This window comes from Streptomyces sp. NPDC126499 (genome assembly GCF_040302485.1).
In the GTDB taxonomy this organism is placed as follows: domain Bacteria; phylum Actinomycetota; class Actinomycetes; order Streptomycetales; family Streptomycetaceae; genus Streptomyces.
This window is the reverse complement of sequence record NZ_JBEOUO010000034.1, coordinates 32180-51980: the sequence shown is the minus strand read 5'-3', so window position 1 is coordinate 51980 and position 19801 is coordinate 32180. Positions and strand designations below refer to the sequence as shown.

The following is a 19801-nucleotide window of genomic DNA, read 5'->3' as shown; positions in this document are numbered from 1 at the left end:
TGCCGCCGAGGCCCGGCAGGCGGGGACGGCGCCGAGTGCGGGACGGGCAAAGGAGCGTGCGCTGTGTGGCCGGGGGAGCGGGAAGGCCGGCAGGTCAGCGGCAGCGACAGGCCGCGCTCGCGACACGGACGAGGTCCACGTGCCGGCGCTGGACGAGGGTGACCGAGCGGTCACGCGAGGGCTGCATGGGCCAGGAGTCTCGCCGCGGCGGGTGAGGGGCGTCAACGGCGCAGAGGGCGGTTTACGCGTCGTTCGTATGATCGACACGCCACCGCAGGACCTGGCACCCCACGCGGGCCTCAGGCCGCCTGACCGACGCCCCTGAGACACTGCCGCCGGGTCCGGCTCGAAGACCTCTCAGCCCGGCCTCCGCCCCTTCGGCAGCCTGGTCCCCACCGTCGTCAACGCCCGCGCCCAGAAGGGGAGGACGGCCATCGAAGCGGAGCCGGAGCCGTGGCCGGCGAGACACGGCCGGGGCCGGGCGAGGGGACGACCCTCCACGGGCCGACCCGCTGCGCGCCGGCCGGGCTCAGTTCACGGGCATGCCGATGCCCGGCAGCCACAAACGGCCGCGGTCGTTGACCGTCAGCTCCCAGGCCACCAGTTCGTCCGGGCAGACCGAGCCACGGCCGCGGACGTCGGCGACCAGCAGCCGGGCCGCCGACCGCGCCGCCGCGGGGTCCTCGTCCGCGAACACGGCCCGCCACCAGCCGCCGTCGCGGACCTGCCAGCCGCGCTCCCGCATGGTCTGCTCAAGGCCCGGTTCCTCCGGCGTGGTGCGGTGGTCCACCATCAGGGACAACTGCCCGCGGTCCTGGCTGTATCCCACCCGCAGGTGCCGCGGCCAGTCCCGCGCGCACCCCACGACGAAGGACGCCCAGTCGCCGGGCAGCTGCACCGGCAGCTGTTCCATCCACGAGTCGAGGAGCAGCGTGAGCGAGGCCTCCAGGTGCTCCCAGGACGCGGCGGTGTGGTGACCGTCCCAGCGGAAGGCCGGCCAGTCCCGCTCCGGCCCCCGGTGCAGCAGCCAGAGGTAGGGAAGGGCGTCGAAGCCGTGCGGCTGCTCCGGCCGCCAGCCGACCGCACCCGACTCCACGAGACCGTACTCGGACAGGTGCAGGTCGGAGGCCGAGTGCGCGGAGAGCGTGGCGCCCGCCGGACTGCCCGCCAGCAGCACCAGATGCCGCCCGGTGTGCCAGCGCACGCTGGGGCCGGCGGCCGAACCACCGTACAGAGTGGGCTCGCCGAGCTCGGCGACCACCGCTTCGTACACCGGCCTCAGCGCTTCTCGCCGCCCCGCCCGTCCGGCCCCGGGCGGGTACGGGGCGACGAGCACGGCAGGCGCGTCCAGGTGCACCTCGGGCCGCTCGTACAGGGCACGTGCGTGGGCGGCGACACCGACGGGACCGGGAAGGGAGGGGGACGAGCCGATGACCATGGCGCCATCGTGTCAGGCCGCCTCGCCCGACCGGTGCCCGCCCCCGCGGCAGAGGGAACCGTTGCGCCGGCGGCCGTGGGGCCCGCCCGCCGCCCGCACAGCACGGAGCGGAGAGCCGTGGGGAGGTCGGCGGCCGGCGGCTCGGAAAGGACAGGAAGGTATGCTTCCGGTCAACCAGGGGATACGAGTCGACATGTCGACAGGTAAGACCGCACCCCCGACGGCCGCCACCGAGCCTTCCCTCAAGCGAGCCCTCACCACCCCCCTGCTCTTCTTCTTCATCCTGGGAGACGTCCTCGGCGCCGGCGTCTACGTCCTGGTCGGCCAGGTCGCCGCCGACGCCGGCGGCGCCGTGTGGGTGCCTCTCCTCGTCGCCCTCCTGCTGGCTCTGCTGACCGCCGCCTCCTACGCCGAACTGGCGACGAAGTACCCGAGGGCCGGCGGAGCCTCCCACTACGCCACACGGGCGTTCGGGCCCGCCGTCGGCTTCGTCGCCGGATTCTGCATGCTCGCCGCGGGAATCGTCTCGGTCGCGGCACTCGCCCGGGGCTTCGGCGGCGCCTACCTCTCCGCGTTCGTCACCCTTCCCGTCGGACTGGTCGCCGTGGTCTTCCTGATCGCCCTCGCCCTGGTCAACGCGAGGGGCATCAAGGAATCGACCCGGGCGAACGTCGTCGCCACCGTCATCGAGGTCGGCGGCCTCGCCGTCATCGTCGCCCTGGGCGTCTGGCTCCTGGCACGGGGCGAAGGCGACACGAGCCGACTCACCCAGCTCGGCACCCCGGAGAAGGGCGCCGCCGCGGCCGTGCTGAGCGGTTCCGTACTGGCCTACTACTCCTTCGTCGGCTTCGAGACCTCGGTGAACGTCGCCGAGGAGACCCGCAACCCACGCCGCTCCTACCCGCGAGCGCTGTTCGGCGCGCTCGCGACGGCGGGCGCCGTGTACGTCCTCGTGGGAATCGCCGCCTCCGTCGCCGTGCCGACGGACACGCTCGCCGGATCGAGCGGCCCGCTGCTCGAAGTCGTCAAGGCAGCGGGCGGCGTTCCGACCTGGCTCTTCAGCGCCGTCGCACTCGTCGCCGTCGCCAACGGCGCCCTGCTCACCGGCATCATGTCGTCCCGCCTCGCCTACGGAATGGCACGAGAGGGGCTGCTGCCGACCGGACTGACCAAGGTGCTGCCCCGCCGCCGTACGCCCTGGGTCGCGATCGCGGCCACCACGGGGCTGGCGATGCTCCTCGCGCTGACCGGCACCGTCGACGAACTGGCCTCCACGCTCGTCCTGCTGCTCCTCGTGGTCTTCTTCATCGTCAACACCGCCGTTCTCGTCCTGCGCCGTGACCCGGGCGAGACCGACCATTTCCGGGCTCCGACCGTACTTCCCGTCCTGGGCCTGATCTCCTGCGTCGTCCTCGCCACGCAGATCGAGGCGCTGGTGTGGGTGCGTGGCCTCATGGTGATCGCGGTCGGCGTGGTGCTGGCGGCGGTCGCCGCCATGAGGCGGACGAAGACCACCCTCGGACCCTGAGGCGTCTCGCCACCGCGCCGTTCGCCCCCAGACCCCAAGGCCGGGCACCGGCCAAGGCGGCCGGCAGCGGCAGGCCACCGCGGCACCTCGGCCCGTCCGCCATCCCGACGGCAAGCGCCGAAGCCGTCCGGACGGAATGAGATGCGCGGGGCCCCGAGGGGAAGGCGTAGCCATAGCCCGCCGACCCGGTGGGCCTGGACCTGTGGGAAAGGCGCGGCATGGAAGATTTCGACGTGGACCAGGTGGTGCAGCGAGCCCTTGACCGGCTCACGCTCCTGGCGGAGACCACGACCGCCATGACCAGCACACTCGACTCCCATGCCGCCGTACGCCGGGTGTGCCGCATCCTGGTCCCCCAGCTGGCCGACTGGTGCGCGGTCGACCTGCTCGACGACAACGGGCGTCCCCGCCGGGTCAGCGTCGTCCACCGTGACCCCGGCCGGCTTCCGGTCGGCGGCCTCACCGGGCTGCTGCCGGACGTCCCGGAACATCCCGTCGGCCCGCTGTCCCGCGTACTCGTCGGTGCCGGCCCCCTGCTTCTGACCTCGGCCGACATCTCCAGTCCCGACAAGGCCGCGGACGCCCTGCACGCCCGGCAGCTCGAGATGTTCCAGCAGCTGGGCACCGACACCGCCGTCGTCGCCCCCGTACGCGCCCGCCGGCAGGTCCTCGGGGCACTGACCATCGGCCGCTCCGCCGACCGTGCCCCGCTCACCGCCGACGACCTCGCCATGGTGGAGGACCTGACCCACCGCATCGCCCTCGGCGTGGACAACGCCCGGCTGCACCGCGAGACCCAGCACATCGCCGAACGCCTCCAGCGCTCGCTCCTGCCCACCCTGCCCCGCACCGGACCGCTCCGGCTGGCCGCCCGCTACGCACCCGCCGCCACCACCGCCGAGGTCGGCGGCGACTGGTACGACAGCTTCCCCCTGCCCAACGGCAGCACCACCATGATCATGGGCGATGTGACCGGCCACGACCTTCGGGCCGCCATCACCATGAGCCAGCTCCGCAACATGCTGCGCGGCATCGGATGCGACCGGCAGGAACCCCCGGGGCACATCCTGCGCCGCCTCGACCTCGCGCACCACGCGCTCTATCCACAGGCCACCGCCACGTGTCTCTACGCCCTGCTCGACCAGGACGACGCGGGAACCTGGACGATCACGTACTCCAGCGCCGGTCACCCGCCGCCCCTGCTGGTCACCCACGAAGGGGACACCCACTACCTGCAGGGCGGCCGCGGCCTCCTGCTCGGCGTCGACCCGGATCTCCCGCGCCACCACGCCACCGAGACCCTGCCCCCGAACTCCACCGTCCTCATGTACACCGACGGGCTCACCGAACGCCGCGGCGAAGACCTCACCCACGGCATGACCCGACTGCGCCAGCACGCGGCCGCCCTCGCGCGGGAAGACCTCGACACCTTCTGCGACGAACTGCTCACCGGCATGCCCAACGACCACACCGACGACGTGGCCCTCCTCGCCGCACGCACCCCGCCCGCCCCACAGGGAGCCGGCTGAACGCGCGCCCTCACACCGGCACGCCCCCCACCACCGACGGGATCATGCCCGCCCGGCGCGTCAGGGGTGGTGCCCGCCGTGGAGGGGGGCCGTGGCAGTGATCAGATGATCGACCACGTCGGTGAGTTCGGCACGGTGCCGGTAGGCGGCGCGTTGACGCTCCGCTCCGGTACCGATGGTCTCCAGACGGGCCCAGAGGGTGTGCACGAGCTCCGCGTCGCCGTGCTCGACCAACGAGGGCTCCAGCCAGGCCAGCAGCCGGCCGATCACCGCGGTGCCGGGAATGAGGCGGCCCGTGAACACGTCGATGCCCTCTCCGGCGAGGCCGTGGCGGGCCGCGCGCCAACAGGCGGCACGCAACAGCTCCGCCGCGGGCCGTGGCGGCGGCTCCCGGCTCTCGACGGCACGCAGGGCCGTGGCCACCATCGCCCTGACGAGACCGGCGAGCAGCACGGTCTCGTCAGCGGTGGTGTTCGCGTCGGCCATCCGGAACTCGAGCGTGGGCAGGTGGTGCGAGGGCCTGATGTCCCAGTAGAGGCCGCCTCGGTCCAGGAGGACCCCGGTGGCGAGGAAGCCGCCGACGAGGTCTTCGAAATGGTCGGCGGATTCGAAGTACGGCGGAGGACCGGCGACCGGCCACCTTCCCCATGTGGTCGTACGCCAGCTGGCGTGCCCGGTGTCACGCCCCGCCCAGTAGGGCGAGTTGGCCGTCAGGGCGATGAGGGCCGGGATCCAGGGGCGCAGATGGTTGCTGACCTCCAACGCCTCGGGCAGTCCCGGAACGCCGATGTGGACATGGCAGGCACAGGCGCTCTGTTCGTCGTCCAGGGCACCGAACCGCTCGGCGCTGCGGGCGTAACGCGTGCCCGTACTCAAGGGCGTGGGGGCGACCTGCCCGAACACGGGCGTGCCACTGGAGACGATCCGCAGTCCTTGCCGCGCGGCGGCCCGGGCGACCGCGGCGCGGGTGGCCCGGACCTGCTCGCGTAACTCGGCGAGACGGGAGTGCGGTTCGGAGCGGGCCTCGATCTGATAGCGGGTGATCTCGGGGGTGACCTGATCACCGAGTTCACCGGCTGCCTCGGCCAGCACCTTCTCCGCCTCGGGGGCCACAGCGCGCGTAATCGGGTCGACGAGGAGGTACTCCTCCTCGACTCCTATCGTGAGGGGGATCGCCGCCCGTGTGGCGAGGCGGTCTCGGCCCTGACCCGATGCGCCCTGTCGCGAGTCGGCTGCTGAGTGCCCTGTACGCGTCATAGCAAGCATGGTGTCACGCACAGTGATCACCAGCCAGAAGGCACCGACCGCACCGAGCCGGCTCCGGGAAGCGAGGGGCATGGGTCCCGGACGCGACCGGTGCCCCCACCTCACCCGGAACGACCCGCGCGTCGCAGGACGGCTGGAGGCCGTGCGAGTGGGGAAGGGACGGTACGAGCCGCGGTCCAGGCGTCCGCGGGCAGACGAGGGAGGACACATCCATGGCACAGGCCCACCGGCCGACCGGCACCGACTCCGGCACCCGTTCCCCGGCGACGACCCCGGCCACCCAGCGGAACCGACTCCTCCGGCTGGGCACGGCGTCCGTCGCGGCGGCCGCGATGACGGCGACCGTCGCGCTCTACATGACCCTGGTCGCCTTCGGGAACATCACGGACTTCGGCACCAACCAGCAGTTCGTCCAGCACGTCCTGAGCATGGACACCACCTTCAAGGACCCCGACCTGATGTGGCGGGCGGTCGAATCCCCCGCCCTGCAGAACGCCGCCTACGTCGCCATCATCGTCTGGGAGACCCTGGCCGCGACGGTCCTCCTGGCCGCCACCTGGTTCTGGATCACAGGTCTGCGCCGCGACACGTACGACCGCGCCCGCGCCGCAAGCACGGTGGGCCTGGTGATGGTGCTGCTGCTCTTCGGGGTGGGCTTCTTCGCGATCGGCGGCGAGTGGTTCGCCATGTGGCAGTCGTCCGACTGGAACGGTCTGGACGCCGCGGCCCGCAACATCGCGCTGGCCGCCTTCACGCTCCTCGTGGTGCACCTGCCCGGTCTTCGCCGAACAGGTCCCGAACAGATCTGACCCCAGCGGCTCGACCACGACACGTGCCCTCGGAAACTCTCCGCCACCACCCCCGGTGATACCGACGGCGTGAGTGCGACCCTGGACAGGCTTCCTGCCGGACGGCCTCAAGCCAGTCCGATCCGCGTTCGCCCTCACCGCCCCCTCGAAACGCTACGGCGAGGAGCGAAACTGCAGGTCAGCACCTGTATCGGTCACTGCACGGCTCTTGACCAAGCCGCCCTACCGAGGAGTAGCCTCCTGGTGGCCTCCCCCCACAGAGCCGACCCCCTTCCCCGAGGTGTGCGTTGAAGAAGTACGTGCTCTCCGCCGCCGTGAGCGCTCTCATCGCGTTCGCGTCCGCCGCCGCTCCGGTCCATGCCGCCGATACACCGACCTACGACCGGTCCAGCCACCCCATCCTGTTCGTGCACGGATACAACTCGTCAGGCTCGTACTGGAACACCATGGCCGGCAACTTCCGGGCCGACGGCTGGCCGTCTTCCCATCTGGACCAGTGGTCCTACGACTGGCGTCAGTCCAACGCCACCACCGCCCAGCAACTGGCCGCCGAGGTGGACCGCCTGCTCGCGGCCACGGGGGCGTCCAAGGTCGACATCATCACCCACTCCATGGGCGGATTGTCCAGCCGCTACTACGCCAAGAACCTGGGCGGCAGCGGCAAGATCGACACCTGGGTCTCGCTGGCCGGCCCGAACCACGGCACGGACTGGGCCAACGGATGCGACGACGTCTCCTGCCACGAGATGCGTATCGGTTCGGCCTTCCTCACCGCGCTGAACTCAGGCGACGAGACCCCGGGCGCCCCGCGCTACGGCACCTGGTGGTCCCCGTGTGACACCGTCATCAACCCGGACACCAGCGTCGCCCTGAGCGGCGCCACGAACACCCGCACCGCCTGCCTGGGCCACGTGGCGATCGGCTCGGACACCACCACGTACACCCAGGTCCGCGACTTCTCCAACGCCTGACCCGCCCACCGAGTTTGGTGGCCGACGGCGGCGATGCGCGGGTCGGTTGTCGCTCGGCGCTTCCTGGTCCTGTGGGTGGGGCGACGTTCGTCGTCTTTCGATGGCTGAGCGTTTCTGCGGTGAAACACCGCCGCCGGTCGGGTGAGGATACGCCTTGGGTGCTGCCGGTTGTCGCGTCCGTGGGCTACAACCCGCGTGTGATCAGAACTCTGTCGCGGAGCTTGCCGCTCCTCCTCGTTCTCCTGCCCTCACTTGTTCCCGCCGCCGCCTCGGCGGCCGATGGCCGGCACCGGGCGCCGGGTCCGGATCCCGTCGTTTTCGTTCACGGCTGGAACTCCGACGGGTCCACCTGGCGGACCATGGCCGACCGCTTCCAGGCCGACGGGTGGCCGGCCGGCCATCTCGACCGATGGACGTACGACGCGACTCAGTCCAACGCCACCACCGCCGCCCGGCTCTCCGAAGAGATCGCGCGGGTCCTGGACCGCACCGGCGCTGCCAAGGTCGACGTCATCACCCACTCCATGGGAGGCCTGTCGTCCCGCTACTACCTCAAGAACCTTGGCGGCACTGCCAAGGTCGACGCGTGGGTGTCCCTGGCCGGCCCCAACCACGGGACCGACACCGCACACTGGTGCGGGGGCGAGCCGTGCGTCGAGATGCGGCCGGGTTCCGAGTTCCTGAACTCGCTCAACTCCGGCGACGAGACCCCCGGTTCCGCCCGCTACGCCACCTGGCGCTCACCGTGCGACATGATCATCAGCCCGAGGGAGAGCGTGGCGCTCGCCGGTGCCGTCAACACCACCACCGCTTGCCTCGGCCACAGCGAACTGCACAATGACCAGAGGGTCTACGAGCAGGTCAAGAAGCACATCGGCTAACGGAGGAGCGACTCGGAGTCCCGCCGGGTGCCCGCCCCACCCGGCGGGGCGCCGACCCTCGACCCGCGGGGCCCGGTCAGTTCAGCTCGATCTGGTAGCGCAGGAAGCCCCGGTTCTCGGCGACTCTGTCGTACAGCCGTCGCGCCGTGGCGTTGGTCTCGTGGGTGTTCCAGTACACGCGTACGCAGCCCTGCTCGCGCGCCCAGTCCACCACGGCGTCGATCAGTGCCCGCGCCACGCCCCGGCCCCGCGTATCGGGGGCGGTGAACAGGTCCTGGAGGTAACAGACGTCAGGCCCGGAGGTGTTCGCGTGTACGAAGAAGTGCGTGATGCCCACGATCCGGCCGTCGAGCCGCGCCACGCGCGCGTGCATCCGCGACCCTGCCAGGAACTCCTCCCATGCCCGCTCGTACATCGCGGGCGGCTCGGTCCGCTGGTAGAAGTCGATGTAGGCGCGGAACAGCGTCTCCCACGCCTCTCGGTCGGCCGGTCCGGGCTTTTCGATGGTGATCATGCCGCCACTGTCGCACGGAGGCGTGGGCTCCGGTGCGGAACCGCCTGAACGGTGGTGAGGCCGCTGAAGCCCCCGACCACGAACGCACCTACGGGACGATTCTTAGGCATCGATTCAGCCCGCGTCGGCCGAAAGTCGCATGACCGTTGGGTGATGGCATCCCCTGCCGAGGCGACGGCGCCGTCGGGTACGCCTGGTCCGGGAAGAAGCCGGACCAGGCGTGCTGCTCATTCGGGCGGCGACACGCCTCACGCACCGCGTTCTCTTTTCGGCGCTCTGAGCGGCGGGGGGGCGGGGACACGCGCACCCCTCCGCGACCCGCAGGAGCAGTGCCCGCTCCGTGGCGTACCCGCCCGGACGGTCAGACCGCCACGAGCTCCTCGGCGGCGAAGGCCTCCACGAACTCCCGGGTACGACGGTCGAAGGCCGCGTACTGTGCCTCTCGCTCCGCGCCCGTGCTCGCGTCGCCGACCAGGAGATTGCCTTCGGCGTCGATGCGCTGGGGGCGTTCCTCCGCGTCGGTGAGGAGGCCGACGGTGGAGCTCGAGAAGCCGCAGTAGAAGGCGATGCCCTCGTTCAGGCTGGTTTCGAGGACGCTCTGCATGCCTGCCACGACCGGATCGTCGGCCGTGGCACCGGCCAGGGCCAGCCACAGGATGCGCTTGCCGGCGAGGCGGGGCTTGCTGCGGCCGTAGGCGAAGCCGTAGTTCCATACGCGGTCGATCCAGCCCTTGAGGATGGCCGGCACGCTCTGCCAGTACACCGGGAAGACCGCGACGACGGCATCGGCGTCGAGGATGCGCTGCATGTGGGCGTGCACTTCCCGCGAGTACGTCTTGTCCCGGTTGCCCCAGTCCGGCTGGTCCGCCACGTTCATGCGCGGGTCGAACCCCTCGGCGTGCAGGTCGAGCAGGTCGACGCGGTAGCCGGCGGCCTCGAGTTGGGCCGCGGCACGGCGGGCGGTGTGCGCGGTGAGGGAGTCGGTGCGGTGGTGTGCGACGACGACGAGGGCTGTCCTGGCACGGCTGTCGGGCTGCGTCACGGTGTCTCCTGGTGGGTCTCGGCCGCTCTCGGCCCCTGTCGGGCGGTGCCGGCCGCTGACGGGCGGTCTGGTGTACGGGTCCAGTTCAGCCGAGGCGGCGTAGATGATCCATGGGAGAACCGCTCCAGAACATAGGAGATCGTCTACGATTTCTCCTGTGGATCCTTTGAGTTCGCTGCTGAGCGGTATCCGGGCCGAGGGGTCGGTCGTCAGCCACGCCGTGCTCACGGTGCCCTGGGCCGTCCGTTTCGCCGACTCCGCGCCGCTCACCATGATCAGCGTGCTGCGGGGCGGTGGCGTACTGCTGCTGCCCGACGGAACGGACCGGGCGATCGGCGCGGGTCATACCGCCCTCGTACGCGGCCCCGGACCGTTCCACCTCGTGGACCGCCCCGCCACCCTGGACAGCTCCCACGCCGCGTACGAGATCGCCTGTTTCACCGAGAGCCCGGAGTGCGGCGGCCAGGAACTCGGCGGTATCCGGTGGGGTGCCGACTCCGAGCAGGCGACCGCGCTGATCGTGGGCGCCTACCGCGCGGCGGGCCGCCGTCATGAGCGGCTTCTGCGAGCCCTGCCGCCCGTCCTGGTGGTCGAGGAGGAGGCCGAGGTGTGTGCCTGGCTGGAGACGGCCGCCGCCGATGCCGCCCGGCTGTCGGCCGGTTCCCAGGCGCTGATGGACCGGCTCCTGGACTGGGCGCTGGTGTGTACGTTGCGCAGCTGGTTCGAGAAGGCCGGCGCCGACGCGCCCAGCTGGTACCGGGGTCTCGCCGACCCGGTCCTCGCACCCGCGCTGGAGTCCTTCCACGACCGGCCCGCCGAACCCTGGACGGTGGCCTCCCTGGCCGCTCGGGCCGGCGTCTCCCGGGCCCTCTTCGCCAAGCGCTTCACCCACCTGATGGGCCGTCCGCCCCTCGCCTACGTCACCGAATGCCGCATGGACGAGGCCGAGGCGCTGCTGTCCGACACCGACCTCGGCATCGCGCAGATCGCCAGGTCCGTCGGCTATGCCGACGCCTTCGGCTTCAGCGCGGCATTCAAACGCCACAAGGGCCGAAGCCCCAGCGCCTACCGTGCCGCGGTGGCCGTGGCGGGGACCGGTTCCCTCGTCCAGGTGGACCGGCGACGCGACACGCGGAAATCACGGGCCCCCGCCATGGAGGGACGGCAAGCAGCGCGCTGACACGCGCCGCCGGTTCGGCCCCGGCACGCGGCCACCGGAAAACCCTGTCGCGGTCCGCCTGAGCGGGTGGCATGCTGGCGACCGCGAAGGGGTGTAGCTCAGATGGCCAGAGCGCCGGTCTCCAAAACCGGATGTCGCAGGTTCGACTCCTGTCACCCCTGCCACGGAGACGCACTGCGGCGCCCCGCCCCCTCGGCAGGCGCCGCCTTGCTCCGCTCCGCGTCCGCCGCCCCCCGCGTGCGGGGGCGGCCCCGGCGCGCGTGGCGGTGTCGTTCGAGCTGACCGGAGGCTGGGATTCCGGTAGGTGGGATCCGCCGGGGGCGAGGTCGGTCGCCTGTGCGATGATCGCCGCTGATCCTCATGCCACCGCCCCAAAGGGAAAGCAATGCACGCTCGCGTGTCCGTGTACGCCAGATCCGGGAGACCGGCCGCGTACCTCACCACGCTTCTTCTCGCCGTGTCGACGCTGATGACCCTGGTGCTGCCCGCACCGGAGGCTTCGGCGGCCCCGGCCGCGGTCACGGCGGAGGACTGCCCCCAGGCCCCCTGCACCGACGAACCGGTCGCCTACACGTCCCTGGCGCCGTCGGCCGCGGCCAGCGGGACGAAGGCCGTCGTGACCCTCACCGGGTCGGGCCTCAAGTCCGAGCTCACGCTGCGGATCGAGAACTTCTCCGGCGACCGCATCGAGGCCACCACCCTCTCCGTCGCCGCCGACCGCCGGTCACTGACGGCCGAGTTCGACCTCACCGGCGCCCCGGCCGGTGTCTGGTCGCTCGGCGTCGCCGACGGGCCGTACACCGGCGCGGTGAGCCAGACCGGCAGCTTCACGGTCACCCAGCCCGGTACGGCCGGTCTGGGCCTGTACCAGCCGGTCGCGCCGACCCGGCTGATGGACACCCGGTCCGGTCTCGGGGTACCGCGGGCGAAGGTCGGCCCCGGAGGAACCGTGACGCTCCGGGTGGCAGGGGCGGCCGGGCTGCCGGCCGAGGGGATGACCTCCGTCGTCCTCAACGTCACGGCGACCAACGCCACGGCGGCGAGCTTCGTGTCCGTGTACCCGGACGGGGCGCCGCGCCCGAGCGCGTCGAACCTCAACTTCACGGCGGGCCGGACCATTCCGAACGTGGTGGTCGTGCCGGTCGTGAACGGCAAGGTCGGCTTCTACAACCACTCCGGCTCCGTGGATCTGCTCGCCGACGTCGCCGGCTACTACACCGTCGGCGACGGCTCGGGCCTGACGTACCGGCCGGTGCGGCCGATCCGTCTGATGGACACCCGTACCGGGGTCGGCGTGCCCCAGGGCAAGGTCGGCGCGGGGCAGACGGTGACGATGCCGGTACCGGAGCCGGGCATTCGGGCCGTCGTCCTGAACGTGACGGCGACCAACGCGACGGCGTCCGGCTTCGTCTCGGTCTACCCGTACGACACTCCCCGCAGCAGCGCCTCGAACCTGAACTTCACCGCCGGACAGACCATCCCGAACCTGGTGGTCGTGCCCGTCCAGCACGGCAAGGTGACCTTCTACAACCACGCCGGCTCCGTCGACCTCGTCGCCGACGTCGCCGGATACTTCACCGTGGACGGGACCGACGCCGCGTTCGAGCCGGTGGCCCCGCGGCGGCTCATGGACACCCGGACGGGCCTCGGCGTCCGCCAGGGCAAGGTCGGCGCGCGGGAGATCGTGACGCTGCCGGTCCCGGCCGGCGTCGACGCGGTGGTCCTGAACGTGACGGCGACCGCCCCGACCGCGTCGAGCTTCGTCCAGGTCTTCCCCGACGGGACGATCCGGGACACCGCGTCGAACCTGAACTTCACCGCCGGGCAGACGATCCCGAACGCCGTGGTCGTGCCCGTGGTGAACGGCAAGGTCAGCTTCTACAACCACGCGGGGTCGGTGGACCTCCTGGCCGACGTCTTCGGCTACTACAGGTCGTAACCCGAGAACTCACACACGGCGCAGGGGCCGCGGCGAGAACTGGCCGCGGCCCCTACGTCTTCTCCGGACAGGCGGCCGGCTCCTCGCCGAGGAAGGAAGCCACGGTCCCCGTACCCCGCCACCGGTCGACGCCCCCCGGCCGGCCGTGGACGGCAGGGAGCCCGGACCCGCGCCGGGTACGCAGCAGCCTCCACCCGATCGTCGCCAAGGTGCCGGTACGCCAGCAGCCCCACGAGGTACGGCCGGCCCGTCGCGGCGGCCGCCGCCCCACCGGAGCTTCGTCACGGGCCGGAGGACGGCGTTTTCGCGAGGGCCGGCCGATGCCGTCGGTGCCGCTCGAGCGGGAACGGTCAGTTCCAGCGGACCAGTGTTTCGAGGTGGTCGTCGGAACCGTCCAAGGGGGGCTCCAGGTCGGCGACCTTCACCGGCTGAGCACCGAGCGAGGAGAAGTCACCGCGGTAGAGCGTCAGCTTCCCGCCCTCGCCGCTGGAGAGAAAAGCGAAGCTCTTGCCGTCCGGCGAGGGGACCGGCGTCATGTTGGAGCGGTCGTTGGCCGGAACCAGGTCCTCGTTCTTCAGGACCTTGGAGTAGTCGGACGCGAGCGTGATCTGCTGCATACCGCACACGAGCGTGGTGTCGTCGCGCCAGAACGCCGGAGCGCAGGTCTTCCGCTGGCCCAGGCCCTCGGTGGCGAGGTCGACCAGCTTGTGACCGCCGCTGGACTCGCCGTCCGGGGACACCCGACTCAGCTTCAGGGTCAGAGCGCCGCCCTGCGGGTCCGTCACCTCGGCAGCGACGTCGCCAGAGGGCGTGACCGCCTGTGGCGAGCCGTCCGCCGCCAAGGCCGTGGCGACGGTAGCGGCGTCCTGAGTGACGACGCCGGCGGCCTGGAGGGGCGTGAGGTGCTTCTCGGTCGAGTAACCGGCTCGCGGATCACGCGAGCCCAGGCCGTCGGCGGCACTCGAGTAGGCACCCTCGTCGTACCAGAGGTGCCCCGTTGCGGGATGGAAGGCGACCGACTTGTTCGTCTCCCGGTCCGCGAACGCGTCGGCGTCCGGCGGAGAGACCTCCTGCCCCGTGCTGAGGTCGTAGGCGGCGGCCCGCTCCGTGTCGCCGGCCTCCGTGGTGCCGGCTATCAGGCTGATGTCCTTGTTGAAAGCGAAGGTGCCCAAGTTGCGGAAGCTGCCCGATTCGCACACCGTCATCGGCTCGACGTCCCTCGGCAGAGTGATGTTTCGCTCCGCGACCACGGCGCCGTTCTTCGCCGAGTAAGAACGCAAGGTGAGCCCGTACAGCGGATTCTCCTTGCTGCCGTCGGGTATCTCGTGACAGTAGGCCACCGTCAGGCTGTCCGGCTGAGCCAGCGACGCCGTCTTGACGTCTGTGACCTTGGTGCCTCCACCGCCCCCGGCTGCCGCTTCACTTCCTCCGTCTGACGCACCACCACTACAAGCGGTGAGAACAAGTGCAGCCATCCCCGCCGCGACTCCGGCATGGACAAGACGCCCCATCGTGGTCCTTCGTTCCGATTGTTGATCAAGAGGATGATCATTTAAGCAGGCCCGGAACTGCCCCCGCCGGGCAGCAGTAGAGGGAGCCCGCAGGCTTCACCCCTTACTGGTCGTTTCAGAACGAATTGAGCTGCGGGTCTCGTCCTCGACGATCTCGGTCGGCAGGGTGTCCGGGGTACGCGCTGATCTTGTTCCCGATGACCTGTGGGCGCGGATGGCCGCTGCGGCCGCTCGCTCCGCCCGAACCGTGACACCTCGACGACGCACTGTCCCCTGCTTATTACGGAAAGTCACCCATTCTCCCCGTGGCACTCATGTGACGGGGCGCCGCCACCGCCCCGGGCAACATCCGCCCCGCCGGCCGTCATGCAGGCCCCTCGGTCCGGCCGCTCCGCCACCACGTCTGCCGACCTCGCCGACACCTGGGCCGGGGCGACCACCCCGCGCCGGCCAGGCCGCACTGGCGCCGCGCGCGCGAGTCGGTCCCGCCGGAGGAGAGGTACTGCTGTGATCGTCCGACTGGCGGGCGATCCGCTCGGTGACCGCGAGGGGTCGATCCCGGGCGCGTGGCCTGGTAGCCGGCTCACGGCCGGTGACCGACTGGGGCCACCACCTCGGCGGAACCCTGGACGAGGGGGCGGATCGAACCCGGCCGCCGAGCGTCCCCTGTCCGCGGTCACCTCCGGGCCCGATGACTCGCCGCCCGATGCGGTCGCGGGCCAGGGCGCTCGGCGAGACCGAGATCTTCGACTGGATGTCGGGGGTGAATGGACGAAACATGGGCAAGTGCGGGCGGGAGGGAAAAAACGATGCTTCGATCGACCAGGAGGAGCCTTGAGTGACTTCCAGGAATCGAGCCGCCGGCAGGACAGCAGCAGTACGGCGGCGGTAGCGCAGACGGCCCAGGACAAGGCGGGCGAAGGCGCCGCACTGGTCGGCGAGAAGGCCGCCGAGGTGCGCGGGACGGCCAAGGAACAGGCTGCCAATGTCGTCGGCGAGGCCACCGCCCAGTCGCGGAACCTTGTCGATGACCTGCGGGGGCAGCTTCAGGGGCAGGCGCAGTCACAGACCGAGCGGCTGGCGGAGAACGTGCGCCGGCTCGCGCGGGAGCTGCGGGAGATGAGCGAGGGCGGCAAGCCGGACTCCACCATGGCGGGCGTCGCCCGCCAGCTGGCCGACGGAGGCGAGCAGGCCGCCGCACGCATCGAGCAGCGCGGCCCCGACGGGCTGGTGGGTGACCTGCAGGACTTCGCCCGCCGCCGCCCAGGGGCCTTCCTGGCGGGCGCCGCCGTGGCCGGGTTCCTGGTGGGCCGGGCCGGAAAGGGAGTGGGCGCGGCCTCCTCCGCCGGCAGCGGCAGCGGGGAAGACAGCGGATCCACCGCCGGGGAACGCACCGCGGGCGGCGTCGCTCCCACCGCCCGCTCCGGCGTGCCCGCCGGCTACGAGGACCCGACCGACACCTATGGCCAGTCGCAGCCCCCGCATGTGGTGCCGAATCCGCCGTCCTACCCGCCGTCGGGCGGTGGGCAGCCGTACGGCGGCTCGCCGCGCCCGGGAGAGGGGGTGTGACCCGTGGCCACCGCATACCAGGAACGGCCGACCCGCCAGGCACCGCCGTCGGCGGCGGCCGCGGAGCCGTCGATCGGTGATCTGGTCGGTGCGATCGGCCAGGACCTGTCCGGGCTGGTCCGCACCGAGATCGAACTGGCCAAGGCCGAGCTGAAACAAGAGTCGGCGAAGGCCGGCAAGGCGGCCGGAATGCTGGGCGGCGCGGGCTACGCCGGTCACATGGTGATGCTGTTCGGCAGCCTCACAGCCGTGTTCGCCCTGGCTCACGTCATCGACATCGCGTGGGCCGCACTGATCGTCACCGCCCTGTGGGCCGCCGTCGGCGCGGCGCTCTACATCAGCGGGCGCGCCGGATGGCGCAACGTCCATCTCAAGCCCGAACAGGCCGTGGAATCGCTGAAGGAGGATGCACGATGGGCCCGACACCCGACGAGCTGAGGACCGACGCGGAGTACCGGCGTGCGCACCTGGCGCACAACGTCGATGCTCTGGCCGACAGGATGGCCCCGCGCAGGGTGGCACGGCGCAAGGTCGATTCGGTGCGCCACCGGGTCAGCGGAGTGAAGGAGCGTGTGATGGGCAGCGCACAGAGCACGGCGCACGGGGCGTCCGAGAGCCTGAGTCAGGCCACGGACAGCATGACGGCGACCGCCAAGGAGGTCGGCGGAACCCTGAGCGAGACCGTCCAGCAGGCGCCTTCGCAGGTGAAGCGGCAGACCCAGGGCAGCCCGCTGGGCGCGGGACTGATCGCCTTCGGCGCCGGCATGCTGACCGCGGCTCTCCTCCCGACCACGCAGGCGGAGGAACGCGCAGGACAGAAGCTGCGGGAGCACTCCGGTGAGCTGCTGGAACCCGTCAAGCAGACGGTCGTCGAAGCGGCTCAGGAGGTCAAGGAGGAGATGCGGGAGCCCGCCGCCCAGGCCGTGGAATCGGTGAAGGGCACTGCCCAGGAAGCGGCGGAAACGACCAAGGACCACGCCAAGAGCGCCGGCCGGGAGACGGCTCAGGGCCTGCGACAGACGGGCCAGGACGCCGCCGACGAAGTGCGCCGCACCCCCGGCACCCCAGGGTCGACGGCTCCCTGATCTTCTCGGTCTAGGGACCTTCACCATCGAACGGGCGGGCCGGTTGCGGCCCGCCCGTTCCGTGTTCCCGCACCTGGACGCCGCCCGCCCCGAGCGCCAGGGTCGCTACCTCGGACAGTGGGTCGCCACCGGACCAGGCCGAGATCGACGCCATCAAGGTCTACGCCGGCGGACCGTGCGAGCATCAGGTCGTCCACTACGCCACGGCGTAGCCACCGAGTCCACCCCAGCCGTACGCGGTCCTCAGAATCCGGCAACGCCTCGCCGCAGCCCTGGAGCGCACAGGCGCCATCACTCGGGCTGCGTCACCGTCATGGCCCAGCGGACGTCCTGCGAGGAGGCGTCGACGCCGATGGTGAAGGAGCCGGGGCGGACGACGCCGGGTGGCATGGTCACCGACCCGCGGGCCGGCGTGTCCGTCGGGCAGGTCACGGCGAAGTCGGCCACCTCCGTCTCCTGCGACCGCATCGTCACCCGTAGGGTGCCTCCGCCTTCGCAGGCCACGGTGAGGACGGTGGGGAGCCCGCCATGGGCGCCGCCCGATGCGACGCCGCCGTCTCCCCACTGCTCCTCCACCCACACCAGGCCGTCGGGGCCGGGGTGGGGCAGCAGGACGTCACCCGCCGCCGCTGTCGCCGTGCCCGTGGCACCCAGGCCCAGGAACGCCGCCGTCGCTGTGGCCAGTCCCGCTCGTGTACGCCTCACTGCCAACCCCCGTCGTTCCGTTGATCCGTGGTCGGGTTTCAGCCTGTCGCACCGAACCACCCCGCGAATGCAGCCGCGCTCCTCCAGGTCGTCGAGAAACGCTCCGATCGTCTCCACGGCCGTCTGCGTCCCGCCCGACAGGGTACGGGGCAGCGGCGCGCCGCCCGGTCTTGGTGCTGAGCGCTGAGGGGGCCGTGGCCCCGCCGTACGGGCGGGGCCACGGCGGGCCGGGTCAGCGGCGGAGCTTGTTGGTGTCGAGGATCTGGTCGGCGGGGGGCAGGGTGGCGTCGACTGGCTTGTCGAACTCGGAGAGCTTGATGGTGCCGGCGTCGGTCCCACCGGTGTTGATGATCTCGACGGGGTAGGGCTTGCCGGTCTTGGCGACGTGGACGGTGCTGACTTCGTCCCCGTCGCGGTCGTAGATGACGGCGAGGCTCTGGCCGGCACGGGTGATGTCCGCGCCGCGGCTCATGGTGGAGCCCGAGTCCTGCTTGAGCTCATCGGACAGGGTGCTGAGGTCGCACATGTCCTTGCGGATCATGGCCTTGGAGGTCTTCTTGTCGACCTTCATCCAACGGCCCTTGACGAGCTCGAGGAAGGCGTCGGTCTGCTTCGCGGTGAGCTCCTTCTCGCCGGAGGCGAGGGAAGTGCGCCAGAACTTCTCGTCACCCTTCATGACGATGGTGCCGCGGTTCTTGATCAACTGGATGACGCCGCCGGTGGGCTGGGTGATGGTGGCGCGGCAGGAGCCTTTGGTGTCCATGGCGATGTCCATGATGAGGGTGCCGCCGCTGTCGTCGGGGGCGTCGCCCGTCAGGCGCAGGGAGGTCACGCCCTGGAGGGCCGTCTTGGCCTTGTCGCTGATCTGAGTGCCGGTCAGGCCGTCGAAGGCGTCCTTGGGCTTGGCCGGGCTCGGGCTGGCGCCGGCGGTGTTCTTCGCGCCGGCGTCGGTGCCGGCCGGGCCGCAGGCGGTGGCCGCGGTGATGGCGGTGGCGATGAGCGCGGCCGCGGCGACGCGGCGGTGAGTGCGGTGGTTCACGTGCTGGGTCCCTCCCCTTGTTGAACATGTTCACCGTATGCGGTGCCTGTGACAGGCGGGACTGGTTTTTCGGGCGGCCGGGAACCGGATCCGGCCTCCTGCTGGAGCCGCTCGGAGCGCGTCGTCTGTCTCGCGACGAGCACCACGGTTGTCAGCCCCAGCCCGTGGTGCGCCTCGTCGCGCATCACCCGCCGGTCCTCCGCCAGCACCCGCGGCACCCCCGCGCCACGCTCGTCCTTCTCCACACCGCCCCTCAGCACCCAGCATTTGGACCGAACTCCTCTCGCCTCACAGACGCAGCACCCCCACCCCCCGTTGCTCGTCGGCCGCGAAGAGAGACCGCTGTCGGCAGCCCGACGATCACCTGCCTTCGCTGGTGCATCGCCCGCTGCGACCACCGACCCCCGCCGCACATGCGGACGTGGCACATATCCGGGGACCGGGATCAAGGCGAAGCAGGCCCGCCGGCGAGAGCATCGGGCCGGCCGTTGTGCACGAGATGCGTGCGCCGAAGAAGAAGACCACGGCCGCGAGAAGACGACAGCGAAGAAGACCCTGGCCAAGAAGACAGCGGCAAGAAGACCTCCGCGCCGTCGCGGCGCTGGAAGTCCGCCTGAGATGTCGCGATGCAGATCGCAGGAGTCAGCAACTCGGGCGACGACAACCGGATCCCGGTGGTCGCGCGCGAGCGCGGTATCGAAGTCATCCCATTCCAGCGGAGGTCAGGGGAGTTGTGAGGCGTACGCGCCGCGGACGGGCACCACCCGGCGCGAGACGGTGAAGGCGTGGTGGGGG

19 protein-coding genes and 1 tRNA gene are annotated in these 19801 nt (G+C 71.2%); 11 read left to right on the top strand and 9 right to left on the bottom strand.

The window, feature by feature from the left end:
* Window positions 1–94 precede the first annotated feature (94 nt).
* Window positions 95–187, bottom strand: a complete 93-nt coding sequence (locus ABTZ91_RS32415; protein ID WP_352080805.1) for a putative leader peptide — start codon at window positions 185–187, stop codon at window positions 95–97.
* A gap of 342 nt (window positions 188–529) precedes the next feature.
* A complete protein-coding gene (locus ABTZ91_RS32410; RefSeq protein ID WP_352080804.1) occupies window positions 530–1438 on the bottom strand; it encodes a hypothetical protein in 909 nt (302 codons plus the stop codon).
* Between the two features lie 193 nt (window positions 1439–1631).
* On the opposite strand from ABTZ91_RS32410, the gene ABTZ91_RS32405 reads away from it, so the two are divergent.
* Window positions 1632–2966: an APC family permease gene (locus tag ABTZ91_RS32405; protein ID WP_352080803.1), complete on the top strand. Its 1335-nt coding sequence runs from the start codon at window positions 1632–1634 to the stop codon at window positions 2964–2966.
* 218 nt (window positions 2967–3184) lie between these two features.
* Window positions 3185–4495 carry a GAF domain-containing SpoIIE family protein phosphatase gene (locus tag ABTZ91_RS32400; protein ID WP_352080802.1) on the top strand — a complete coding sequence of 437 codons (1311 nt, stop codon included), beginning with the start codon at window positions 3185–3187 and terminating at the stop codon, window positions 4493–4495.
* Between the two features lie 60 nt (window positions 4496–4555).
* On the opposite strand, the gene ABTZ91_RS32395 is transcribed toward ABTZ91_RS32400, so the two are convergent.
* Window positions 4556–5752 carry a glutamate--cysteine ligase gene (locus ABTZ91_RS32395; protein ID WP_407078074.1) on the bottom strand — a complete coding sequence of 399 codons (1197 nt, stop codon included), beginning with the start codon at window positions 5750–5752 and terminating at the stop codon, window positions 4556–4558.
* Window positions 5753–5973: 221 nt separating this feature from the next.
* On the opposite strand from ABTZ91_RS32395, the gene ABTZ91_RS32390 reads away from it, so the two are divergent.
* The 3 genes from ABTZ91_RS32390 to ABTZ91_RS32380 all read left to right on the top strand — a co-directional run bounded on the left by ABTZ91_RS32390 (window position 5974) and on the right by ABTZ91_RS32380 (window position 8422).
* The gene (locus ABTZ91_RS32390) at window positions 5974–6570 is read left to right on the top strand and encodes a DUF2165 domain-containing protein (RefSeq protein WP_352080801.1); all 597 of its coding nucleotides are present in this window, start codon (window positions 5974–5976) and stop codon (window positions 6568–6570) included.
* Window positions 6571–6857: 287 nt separating this feature from the next.
* Window positions 6858–7541 (top strand): triacylglycerol lipase, encoded by a 684-nt coding sequence (locus ABTZ91_RS32385; RefSeq protein ID WP_352080800.1) that lies wholly within the window; start codon window positions 6858–6860, stop codon window positions 7539–7541.
* Window positions 7542–7720: 179 nt separating this feature from the next.
* On the top strand, window positions 7721–8422 hold the full coding sequence (locus ABTZ91_RS32380) for an esterase/lipase family protein (protein ID WP_407078075.1): 702 nt from the start codon (window positions 7721–7723) through the stop codon (window positions 8420–8422).
* A 76-nt stretch (window positions 8423–8498) separates the two neighbouring features.
* Here the strand turns inward: ABTZ91_RS32380 and ABTZ91_RS32375 are convergent, their stop codons facing one another.
* Both ABTZ91_RS32375 and ABTZ91_RS32370 read right to left on the bottom strand, forming a co-directional pair.
* A complete protein-coding gene (locus ABTZ91_RS32375) occupies window positions 8499–8936 on the bottom strand; it encodes a GNAT family N-acetyltransferase (RefSeq protein ID WP_352080798.1) in 438 nt (145 codons plus the stop codon).
* Window positions 8937–9297: 361 nt separating this feature from the next.
* Window positions 9298–9978 (bottom strand): NAD(P)H oxidoreductase, encoded by a 681-nt coding sequence (locus ABTZ91_RS32370; RefSeq protein WP_352080797.1) that lies wholly within the window; start codon window positions 9976–9978, stop codon window positions 9298–9300.
* A gap of 148 nt (window positions 9979–10126) precedes the next feature.
* Here ABTZ91_RS32370 and ABTZ91_RS32365 point away from each other — a divergent pair, with 148 nt between their 5' ends.
* From ABTZ91_RS32365 to ABTZ91_RS32355, 3 genes are all read left to right on the top strand, one after another.
* Window positions 10127–11158 carry an AraC family transcriptional regulator gene (locus tag ABTZ91_RS32365; RefSeq protein ID WP_352080817.1) on the top strand — a complete coding sequence of 344 codons (1032 nt, stop codon included), beginning with the start codon at window positions 10127–10129 and terminating at the stop codon, window positions 11156–11158.
* A gap of 87 nt (window positions 11159–11245) precedes the next feature.
* Window positions 11246–11322: transfer RNA gene (locus ABTZ91_RS32360), tRNA-Trp, on the top strand.
* A 239-nt stretch (window positions 11323–11561) separates the two neighbouring features.
* Window positions 11562–13097, top strand: a complete 1536-nt coding sequence (locus ABTZ91_RS32355; protein WP_352080796.1) for a hypothetical protein — start codon at window positions 11562–11564, stop codon at window positions 13095–13097.
* A gap of 350 nt (window positions 13098–13447) precedes the next feature.
* Here the strand turns inward: ABTZ91_RS32355 and ABTZ91_RS32350 are convergent, their stop codons facing one another.
* Complete coding sequence (locus tag ABTZ91_RS32350) at window positions 13448–14608, bottom strand: hypothetical protein (RefSeq protein ID WP_352080795.1); 1161 nt, start codon at window positions 14606–14608, stop codon at window positions 13448–13450.
* A gap of 834 nt (window positions 14609–15442) precedes the next feature.
* Between ABTZ91_RS32350 and ABTZ91_RS32345 the strand changes: the two genes are divergently transcribed.
* Genes ABTZ91_RS32345 through ABTZ91_RS32335 form a run of 3 tightly spaced genes read left to right on the top strand, consistent with a single transcriptional unit; the run spans window position 15443 to window position 17262 of the window.
* Entirely contained in the window at window positions 15443–16177 is a 735-nt protein-coding gene (locus tag ABTZ91_RS32345; protein WP_352080794.1) for a hypothetical protein, read from the top strand.
* Between the two features lie 3 nt (window positions 16178–16180).
* Window positions 16181–16615, top strand: a complete 435-nt coding sequence (locus tag ABTZ91_RS32340; protein WP_352080793.1) for a phage holin family protein — start codon at window positions 16181–16183, stop codon at window positions 16613–16615.
* Window positions 16591–17262 (top strand): DUF3618 domain-containing protein, encoded by a 672-nt coding sequence (locus ABTZ91_RS32335; RefSeq protein WP_352080792.1) that lies wholly within the window; start codon window positions 16591–16593, stop codon window positions 17260–17262. The genes ABTZ91_RS32340 and ABTZ91_RS32335 overlap by 25 nt, the downstream gene beginning before the upstream one ends.
* Window positions 17263–17553: 291 nt before the next feature.
* Here ABTZ91_RS32335 and ABTZ91_RS32330 read toward each other — a convergent pair whose 3' ends face one another.
* The 3 genes from ABTZ91_RS32330 to ABTZ91_RS32320 form a co-directional block, all read right to left on the bottom strand.
* Entirely contained in the window at window positions 17554–17967 is a 414-nt protein-coding gene (locus tag ABTZ91_RS32330) for a hypothetical protein (RefSeq protein WP_352080791.1), read from the bottom strand.
* A gap of 232 nt (window positions 17968–18199) precedes the next feature.
* Entirely contained in the window at window positions 18200–19006 is an 807-nt protein-coding gene (locus ABTZ91_RS32325) for a hypothetical protein (RefSeq protein WP_352080790.1), read from the bottom strand.
* Window positions 19003–19251: a hypothetical protein gene (locus ABTZ91_RS32320; protein WP_352080789.1), complete on the bottom strand. Its 249-nt coding sequence runs from the start codon at window positions 19249–19251 to the stop codon at window positions 19003–19005. The genes ABTZ91_RS32325 and ABTZ91_RS32320 overlap by 4 nt, the downstream gene beginning before the upstream one ends.
* Window positions 19252–19801: the final 550 nt, after the last annotated feature.